The 8,469-nt window shown below is 73.2% G+C and carries 8 protein-coding genes and 1 pseudogene; 7 read left to right on the top strand and 2 right to left on the bottom strand.

Annotated elements, in window-relative coordinates:
- Window positions 1-189: 189 nt before the first annotated feature.
- Both AAHZ94_RS23385 and AAHZ94_RS23380 read right to left on the bottom strand, forming a co-directional pair.
- Entirely contained in the window at window positions 190-873 is a 684-nt protein-coding gene (locus AAHZ94_RS23385; protein WP_349994951.1) for a potassium channel family protein, read from the bottom strand.
- A 106-nt stretch (window positions 874-979) separates the two neighbouring features.
- Window positions 980-1,663, bottom strand: coding sequence for a potassium channel family protein (locus AAHZ94_RS23380; RefSeq protein WP_349994950.1), 684 nt, complete (start codon window positions 1,661-1,663; stop codon window positions 980-982).
- An 871-nt stretch (window positions 1,664-2,534) separates the two neighbouring features.
- On the opposite strand from AAHZ94_RS23380, the gene AAHZ94_RS23375 reads away from it, so the two are divergent.
- From AAHZ94_RS23375 to AAHZ94_RS23345, 7 genes and pseudogenes are all read left to right on the top strand, one after another.
- Window positions 2,535-3,929: an ATP-binding protein gene (locus tag AAHZ94_RS23375; protein WP_349994949.1), complete on the top strand. Its 1,395-nt coding sequence runs from the start codon at window positions 2,535-2,537 to the stop codon at window positions 3,927-3,929.
- Complete coding sequence (locus AAHZ94_RS23370) at window positions 3,926-4,363, top strand: roadblock/LC7 domain-containing protein (protein ID WP_414725844.1); 438 nt, start codon at window positions 3,926-3,928, stop codon at window positions 4,361-4,363. Before AAHZ94_RS23375 ends, AAHZ94_RS23370 begins: the two co-directional genes overlap by 4 nt.
- Complete coding sequence (locus AAHZ94_RS23365; protein WP_349994948.1) at window positions 4,360-4,716, top strand: DUF742 domain-containing protein; 357 nt, start codon at window positions 4,360-4,362, stop codon at window positions 4,714-4,716. The genes AAHZ94_RS23370 and AAHZ94_RS23365 overlap by 4 nt, the downstream gene beginning before the upstream one ends.
- On the top strand, window positions 4,694-5,302 hold the full coding sequence (locus tag AAHZ94_RS23360) for a GTP-binding protein (protein ID WP_349994947.1): 609 nt from the start codon (window positions 4,694-4,696) through the stop codon (window positions 5,300-5,302). The genes AAHZ94_RS23365 and AAHZ94_RS23360 overlap by 23 nt, the downstream gene beginning before the upstream one ends.
- Before the next feature lie 308 nt (window positions 5,303-5,610).
- On the top strand, window positions 5,611-6,981 hold the full coding sequence (locus AAHZ94_RS23355; protein WP_349994953.1) for a cytochrome P450: 1,371 nt from the start codon (window positions 5,611-5,613) through the stop codon (window positions 6,979-6,981).
- A gap of 11 nt (window positions 6,982-6,992) precedes the next feature.
- Window positions 6,993-8,087: a cytochrome P450 family protein gene (locus AAHZ94_RS23350; RefSeq protein ID WP_349994952.1), complete on the top strand. Its 1,095-nt coding sequence runs from the start codon at window positions 6,993-6,995 to the stop codon at window positions 8,085-8,087.
- Window positions 8,088-8,158: 71 nt separating this feature from the next.
- Window positions 8,159-8,469: pseudogene (locus tag AAHZ94_RS23345) on the top strand (DNA-binding protein); the annotation flags it as partial.

Here is an 8,469-nt window from a genome sequence, read left to right as displayed (position 1 = left end):
GGACTGGAACACCCAGTCCGCCCGGCGCCTTTCTCCATCCAGCGCGCCGCTTCCGGCCCTCCGCCAGCCGCCCCCGTACGACCCCTCGGGGCGTACGCCGCGCGAGCCCGTACGACCGCGGCCCTACGGGCGGAAGGCGCGCGGACGGAGCCGTGCGGGACGGCCGGCCGCTCCCCGGGGCAGGGCCGGTCAGTCCGGCAGGTCCGCGTCCTCGCGGCGCAGGGACAGCAGGTCCTCCAACTGTTCCTCACGAGCCTGGGCCGCCACGAACAGCAGCTCGTCGCCGGCCTCCAGCACGTCCTCGCCGCTGGGCGTGAGGACCCGGGTGCCGCGGATGATCGTGACCAGCGAGGTGTCCTCGGGCCAGGCCACGTCGCCGACCCGGGTGCCGGCGAGCGCCGCCTCGGGCGGCAACGTCAGCTCGACCAGGTTGGCGTCGCCGTGGCTGAAGCGCAGCAGCCGGACCAGGTCGCCGACGCTCACCGCCTCCTCGACCAGGGCGGACATCAGCCGCGGCGTGGAGACGGCGACGTCCACGCCCCACGCCTCGTTGAACAGCCACTCGTTCTTCGGGTTGTTGACCCGGGCCACCACCCGCGGCACCCCGTACTCGGTCTTGGCCAGCAGCGAGACCACCAGGTTGACCTTGTCGTCGCCGGTGGCGGCGATGACCACGTTGCAGCGCTGGAGCGCCGCCTCGTCCAGCGAGGTGATCTCACAGGCGTCCGCGAGCAGCCACTCGGCCTGCGGCACCCGCTCCACCGAGATGGCGGTGGGCGCCTTGTCGATGAGCAGGACCTCGTGCCCGTTCTCCAGCAGTTCCGCCGCGATGGAACGGCCGACCGCGCCCGCTCCGGCGATAGCGACCCTCATGCCGCCGCCTCCTTGTCCACCGTGCCGCGCCCGCGGCTGCTGCCCGTCCGGCCGGCGGCGCTGCCGCCGCGGCCCCCGTCACCCGCGCCCAGCGCGCGCACCCGGCTCACGAGCCGTCCTCCGGCCCCTTGGCGAACGCCGCCTCGACGGACTCCACCTCGTCCGTCCGCATCATCACGTGCACCAGGTCACCCTCTTGCAGCACGGTCTGCGAGGTCGGCAGGACCGCCTCGCCCAACCGGGTGAGGAAGGCGACCCGTACCCCGGTCTCCTCCTGGAGCCGGCTCACCTTGTGGCCCACCCAGGCGGGGGAGGTGTGCACCTCGGCCAGTTGCACGCCGCCGCTCGGGTCGCGCCACAGCGGCTCCGCGCCCGAGGGCAGCAGCCGGCGCAGCATCTGGTCGGCCGTCCAGCGCACGGTGGCCACCGTGGGGATGCCGAGCCGCTGGTAGACCTCGGCGCGGCGGGGGTCGTAGATGCGGGCGGCGACGTTCTCGACGCTGAACATCTCGCGGGCCACCCGGGCGGCGATGATGTTGGAGTTGTCGCCGCTGCTGACCGCGGCGAACGCCCCGGCCTCCTCGATGCCCGCCTCGCGCAGCGTGTCCTGGTCGAAGCCGACCCCGGTCACCCGGCGCCCGCTGAAGCCGGCCCCGAGCCGCCGGAAGGCCGTCGGGTCCTGGTCCACGACGGCGACGGTGTGCCCCTGCCGCTCCAGGGTCTGCGCGAGCGCCGCGCCCACTCGGCCGCAGCCCATGATGACGATGTGCATCGGCCTGTTACCCCGCACTCCTGGTCGGCGAGCCAGCTCGCGTGAAAACCCTGCTCATATCTTCCTTCCAGGCATACGGGGCGACAACGAGGCCATCGGCCCCGGCGACGACGGTACGCGGCAGGAGTGAGTGTCGTCCGGCCAGGCGTCCGGCACAACGGTAGCCGCAGTGTCCGCGGCCCCGGCGCCACCCCTGCGCCCGGCCGCCCCGGCCCCCGTGCCCCTCACGCACGGGCGACCCACGGGCCCCGCTGGGGCGCGTCCCGGGAGCGGCGTACGTGGCGTACTCGGCGTACGCGGTGCGGGTGTCATGCCCTGGCCGCTCGCCGGCCTCGTGCCCCTGGTGCCCCCGGGCCGCCCGCCACCCTCGTACCCCTGGTGCACCCGTACCCCTGGTGCACCCGGGCCGCCGAGCAAGCGCTCATGCCGTCCCCGGTACGTCCCGGCCGGCTGCCGCCCCGTGCACCCGGGCCGCTCGATCACGTACCCGAGCCTCGGGCCCCGAGCCCCCACCCCGTCCCACCGAGACGGCCCCACCCCCTCTCCCAGATGGCCCAGCGGACCGCCCCCAGGCCCGTCCCGCCCTGCCCGCCTGGCATGTGCCCCGTGGCGTGATCGCATCGCCCGGTGGGGGCCGGTCGGAGGACGCCCCGGACCTGCGGCGGGGCATGGACGGCGGGGGCGCGGGCAGCGAAGATCGCCGGCTACGGCGGCGTTCCCGGGGTGTCGGGGCCGCTCCGCCGGGCCACCGGGCACCCCCTCGGATCGCGTCAAGCACCCCGCTCGATCACGCCAGATGCCGTCCTGGCGGAGATCGTTCTGGCTAGGATGATCGCCCGTATTCCGCTTCAGCTCTGCGCGCCACCCACCCCCGTCGCTTGAGGACTTGATGACACAACAGATATCGGAGGTGGTGCTCTGGTGTGTCGCCGGTGCGCTGCTGGTCGTCGCCGTGCTGCTGCTGCGGCAGCGACAGATCGCGGCCCGTCTGCGGCAGCACAACGCCGCACTTGAGGGCAGTCTGCGCGCCCGCGACGAAGAGGTGCGCCACCTGGTGGAGGTGCGGTTGCCGGCGGCCGGCGATTCCAGCCACCAGTCGCTCCCCGAACCCGGTCTGCTGGACGAGCAGTTGACCGGCACCGCGTACGCCTGGCACCTCCAGCAGGCCACCGAGCAGTTCGCCGGTGCCGTGGAGAAGGCGCAGACCCGGGCCGACCAGGCCGCCAAGGCCGCGCTCAAGGCGTCGATGCGCGCGCTCCAGGGGCTCGCGCACGAACAGCAGCTCGCCATCTCCGGCATGCAGGACCGGCACGACAACCCCGATGTGCTGCGCGACCTGTTGGAGATCGACCACGCCAACTCGCAGTTCGGCCGGCGGGCCCAGGCCATCGCCGTGCTCTGCGGCTCCTGGCCCGGCCGCCAGCGCGCGGCCTCCCCGCTCCTGGACGTGGTGCGCGGCGCCACCTCCCGGATCAGGGACTACCGACGGGTGCGGGTGCACGCCCAGGTCGACATCGCTGTCGTCAGCCGGACGGTGGAGCCGGTGGTGCTCGCCGTGGCCGAACTCCTGGACAACGCGGCCCGCCACTCGCAGCCCAACACCACCGTCGAGGTCAACCTCCAGCCCGCGCACAACGGCGCCTGCGTCGTCATCGACGACGCCGGGGTCGGCATGGACGGGCAGGAAGTCGAGCGCGCCGCCCGGCTGCTGGCCGGCCGCCAGTCCGTGGACGTCTCCCGGCTGGGCGACCCGCCGCAGTTCGGCTTCGCCGCCATCGGTGTGCTCGCCGCCCGCTACGGCTTCAGCGCCTCGGTGGACACCCGCTCCCCGTACGGCGGTGTGCGCGCGGTGCTCTTCCTGCCGAGCGCGCTGCTCACCCACCTCGCCGACGACGGACCCGGAACGGTCCCCGCGGCCCCCGCCGGGCCGGCGACCCCCACGGCGGCAGGGCGGGCCGAGACCCCGGGCCGTCCCGCGGCCGGCACCACCCCCCGCACCCACGCCGCGCTGCCCGAGCCCGCCGAGGCGTCGGCGCGGGCGCACGACGAGCAGGACGTGCCACCGACCGTCCATGGCGCGACCGCCGGCGGCCTGCCCAAGCGCCGCAGGCGACAGCCGGTCCAGGGCCAGCAGGCCGCACCCGCCGCCCCCCAGCCCGCCGCCGAACAGGCCCCGGCGCGCTCGGCGGCGGAGACGGCCCGGCGGATGGGCGCCTTCGCCCGCGGGACCAGGTCAGGGCGCGCCACCAACCCCAACGATGAGGAAGGGAACCCCCCGGCATGACCAGCGTGAACGATCACATGACCAACGACCTGGGCTGGATGCTCGACGAGGCCGTACGGATGCCCGAGGCCAGCCACGCCATCTTGCTGTCGGCCGACGGCATGTTGCGGGCCCACTCGCAGGGCATCGGCCGCGACGAGGCGGAGCGGCAGGCCGCCGCGCTCTCCGGGCTCCAGTCGATCAGCCGCAGCACCGCCGAGTTCTGCGCCCGGGAGACCACCCCCTGGCGGCAGACCCTGGTCGAGTTCGCCGACGGCTACGTCTTCCTGGTGGCCGCGGGACAGGGCGCCTACCTGGCGGTGTCGGCCACCGCCGAGGTGGACATGGAAGCCGTCACCTACCGCATGCAGAAGCTGGTGGACCGGCTCGGCAAGGAACTCACCAGCCCGCCCCGGCGCGGCGTCGCCGAGCAGGGCATCGGCAGCCCCGCATGACCTCGCCCCGGCGCGAGCGGGGACTGGTCAGGCCCTACGTCGTCACCGGCGGCCGGGCCTACCCGACCCGTAACACCTTCGACCTGGTCACGCTGGTCATCGCCCAGCACGACCGGCCGCTGGTCGACCTCGGTCCCGAGCAGCGGCGACTGGTGGAGTTATGCCGGGGCGGCGCACTGTCGGTGGCGGAGGTGGCCTCGCACCTCGGGCTCGCGGTGAGCGTCACCAAGGTGCTCCTCGGCGACCTCGTCGACAGCGGACACATCGTCACCAGGGCCCCCATCCCCAGGGCCCAACTCCCCGAATCCCAGCTCTTGCAGGAGGTGCTCGATGGGCTCCGCGCTCGCCTCTGAGGACGTCTATCTGCGACAGACGGTCCGCACCGCGGTCAAGCTCCTGGTCGTGGGCCACTTCGCGGTCGGCAAGACCACGTTCGTCGGGTCCCTCTCGGAGATCAAACCGCTGCGCACCGAGGAGACCATGACCCAGGCCGGTGCCCTGGTGGACGACCTCGCCGGGATAGACGACAAGTCGACCACGACCGTCGCCATGGACTTCGGCCGGCTCACCCTCACCGACCAACTCGTGCTCTACCTGTTCGGCGCGCCCGGTCAGAAGCGGTTCACCCGGCTCTGGCAGGACATGACGCAGGGCGCCCTCGGCGCGCTGGTGCTCGCCGACACCCGGCGCCTTGACCAGTCCTTCGACGTGATGGGCCTGCTGGAGGAGCACGACCTGCCGTACGCGGTCGCCGTCAACCACTTCGACGGAGCGCCCCGCTACGACGACGAGGAGATACGCGAGGCGCTCGACCTGCTGCCCGACACGCCGCTGGTCACCTGCGACGCCCGGGACCGCACCTCCTCCACGCACGCGCTCATCTCCCTGGTGCAGTACCTCCAGGCCCGCCACGCCCACCAGCGCCAGAGCCTCATCTGATCCCCTCCGCCCCGACGGGCCGGCCGCCGCCGGACCGCCAGGGCGGCGCCAGCCCCGTACCGCCTCGCACCACCCCGTACCCCCCGTGGCGCTGAGCCCGGCCCCGCCCGCATGCCCACCCCCCACCCCCGTCCGTACCCGTCCGCTCACCGCCCGCAGCCACCGCCGGCCCACCACCGGCCGGCGCGGCCCGGTGGGGGCACCCCGTCCCCTCACGATCAGGAGCACGCGTGACCTCTCACCCCGACGTCGGCTCCGGGCCGCCGCCCGGCTGCCCGGCCCACTCAGGACGGCCCAGCGGCGTGCCGATGTACGGCCCCGACTTAGCCGCCGACCCGGCCGCCGCGTACGAGGAGATGCGCCGCTTCGGCCCGGCCTCCCCGGTGCTGCTCGCCCCCGGCGTGGACGCCACCTTGGTCACCGGCTACCAGGAGGCGCTGAGCGTGCTGCGCAGCCCCGAGACGTTCGCCAAGGACCCGCGCCGCTGGCGGGCCCTGGCGGACGGCCGGGTGCCGATGGACAGCCCCGTCGTGCCGATGATGATGTACCGGCCGAACTGCCTGTTCGCCGACGGCGAGGAACACCGCAGGCTGCGGCAGGCGGTCACCGACTCGCTGGAGCGGATCGACCCCAACGCGCTGCGCGGGTACGTCGAGGAGAGCGCCGACACCCTCATCGACACCTTCTGTGCGCGCGGCGAAGCCGATCTGCTCAATGACTACGCGCGTATCATCCCGCTGCTGGTCTTCAACCAACTCTTCGGCTGCCCACCCGCGTTGGGTGACCAACTGGTGGCCGGCATGTCCGGGATCTTCGACGGCGTGGACGCCGAGAAGGCCAACGCGCTGCTCACCCAGACCCTGATCGAGCTGGTGACGCTCAAGCGCGCCAAGCCGGCGGCCGACGTCACCTCCTGGCTGATGGCGCACCCCGCGGAGCTCTCCGACGAGGAGATGATCCACCAACTCGTCGTCCTGATGGGGGCCGGCACCGAGCCGGAACAGAACCTCATCGCCAACGGGCTGCGGCTGCTCCTCTCCGACGACCGGTTCGCCGGCAACCTGGCCGGCGGCAGCCTGCCGGTCGACGACGCCCTGGACGAGGTGCTGTGGGCCGACCCGCCGATGGCCAACTACGCCGTCCACTACCCGGTGCACGACCTCGACTTCTCCGGCCTGCGGCTGCGCGCGGGCGAGCCCGTCGTGGTCAGCTTCGCCGCCGCCAACACCGACCCCTCGCTCTCCTCCGACCAGCGCGCCGGCAACCGCGCCCACCTGGCCTGGAGCGCGGGCCCGCACGCCTGCCCGGCCCAGAGCAGCGCCCGGCTGATCGCATCGGTCGCCGTGGAGAAGCTGCTCGACCGGCTGCCCGACCTCGAACTCACGCGCCCCGTCGATGAGTTGGAGTGGCGCCCGGGACCGTTCCACCGCGCGCTCAGCGCGCTCCCCGTCCGCTTTCCGGCGGTCGCCGCACCCCCCGCGGGCGCGGCGACCGCAGCCGTCAGTTCAGCGCCAGCCAAGACCGACGAGACACCTGGAGAGATGCCATGGAACGCCAGTCCTGCCCCGTCGCCATCGACCTCACGGGCCGCGACATCCACGCCGAGGGAGCCGAACTCCGCTCCCACGGGCCGGCGACGCTGGTGGAGCTCCCTGGCGGGGTGGTGGCGTGGGCGGTGACCCAGCAGGCCATGATCAAGGACCTGCTGGCCGACCCCCGCGTCTCCAAGGACGCCCGCCAGCACTGGCCCACCTGGATCAACGGCGAGATATCGCCGGAGTGGCCGCTGTTCACCTGGGTCGCGGTGCAGAACATGTTCACCGCGTACGGAGATGACCACAAGCGGCTGCGGTCGCTGGTCTCCAAGGCGTTCACACTGCGCCGCACCCAGGAGCTGCGCCCGCGCGTCGAGGCGATCACCACCGAGCTGCTCGACGACTTCGAGCGCGCCGAGCCGGGCGCGGTGGTGGACCTGCGCGAGGCGTACGCGTACCCGCTGCCGATCCGGGTGATCTGTGAGCTGTTCGGCGTCGCGGACCCCGCCCTGCGGGACGGGCTGCGCTCCTGCGTGGACAGCATCTTCCACACCTCGGCCGACCCGGCGGAGGTCACCCACACCTACAGCGAGATGTACCGGCTGCTCGGCGAGCTGATCGCCGACAAGCGCGAACACCCCGGCGACGACCTGACCACCGGCCTGATCGCCGCCCGCGACGAGGACGGCGACTCGCGGCTGACCGAAAAGGAACTCGCCGACACCCTGCTGCTGATGATCAGCGCCGGCCACGAGACCACCGTCAACCTCCTCGACAACGCCCTGCACGCCCTCCTCACCCACCCCGAGCAGCTCGCGCTGGTCCGGGCCGGGAAGGCGAGCTGGGACGACGTCATCGACGAGACGCTGCGCTCCCAGGCCCCGGTCGCCAACCTGCCGCTGCGCTACGCGGTGGAGGACATCGAGCTGGACGGCCTCACCATCCGCAAGGGCGAGGCGATCTTGGCCGGGTACGCGGCGGCCGGCCGCGACCCCGAGGTGCACGGCGCCGACGCCGACCGTTTCGATGTGACCCGAGCCACCAAGGACCACCTCTCCTTCGGCCACGGCGTGCACTTCTGCCTGGGCATGTCGCTGGCCCGACTCGAAGCGAGCACCGCCCTGCCCGCGCTCTTCGAACGCTTCCCCGACGTGCACCTGGCGGTCGCCCCCGACGAGCTGGTTCCGGTGGACTCCTTCATCTCCAACGGCCACCGCACCCTGCCCGCCCGCCTGCACCGCCACCCCTAGGGAAAGTCAGGGGGCGCCGCTCACGGGTGGCGGGTGGGCGGCGCCCGAGCCGACCCCCTACGATCCTCTGCGTGTCCAAACTGACCGACCTGCCGAAACGGATCTTGATCGGCAGGGCGCTGCGCAGCGACAAACTGGGCGAGACCCTTCTCCCCAAGCGCATCGCCCTGCCGGTCTTCGCCTCCGATCCGCTCTCCTCCGTTGCGTACGCGCCGGGTGAGGTACTCCTCGTGCTCTCCGTGGCAGGCGCGTCGGCCTACCACTTCAGCCCGTGGATCGCCGCCGCGGTCGTCGTGCTGATGTTCACGGTGGTCGCCTCGTACCGCCAGAACGTGCACGCCTACCCGAGCGGGGGGGGGGGGGGGGGGGGGGGGGGGGGGGG

Origin of the sequence: Streptomyces sp. HSW2009 (assembly GCF_040240285.1) — a bacterium.
Taxonomy (GTDB): Bacteria; Actinomycetota; Actinomycetes; order Streptomycetales; family Streptomycetaceae; genus Streptomyces.
The sequence above is the reverse complement of the archived record's forward strand: the minus strand, read 5'-3'. Positions and strand labels throughout refer to the sequence as shown.

Excerpts from the sequence above, each read along its gene's own strand:
- AAHZ94_RS23350 (WP_349994952.1), top strand. The coding sequence starts at position 6,993 with ATGATCAAGGACCTGCTGGCCGACCCCCGCGTCTCCAAGGACGCCCGC.
- AAHZ94_RS23365 (WP_349994948.1), top strand. The coding sequence starts at position 4,360 with ATGACCTCGCCCCGGCGCGAGCGGGGACTGGTCAGGCCCTACGTCGTC.
- AAHZ94_RS23375 (WP_349994949.1), top strand. The coding sequence starts at position 2,535 with ATGACACAACAGATATCGGAGGTGGTGCTCTGGTGTGTCGCCGGTGCG.
- AAHZ94_RS23360 (WP_349994947.1), top strand. The coding sequence starts at position 4,694 with ATGGGCTCCGCGCTCGCCTCTGAGGACGTCTATCTGCGACAGACGGTC.
- AAHZ94_RS23370 (WP_414725844.1), top strand. The coding sequence starts at position 3,926 with ATGACCAGCGTGAACGATCACATGACCAACGACCTGGGCTGGATGCTC.
- AAHZ94_RS23355 (WP_349994953.1), top strand. The coding sequence starts at position 5,611 with ATGTACGGCCCCGACTTAGCCGCCGACCCGGCCGCCGCGTACGAGGAG.
- AAHZ94_RS23385 (WP_349994951.1), bottom strand. The coding sequence starts at position 873 with ATGAGGGTCGCTATCGCCGGAGCGGGCGCGGTCGGCCGTTCCATCGCG.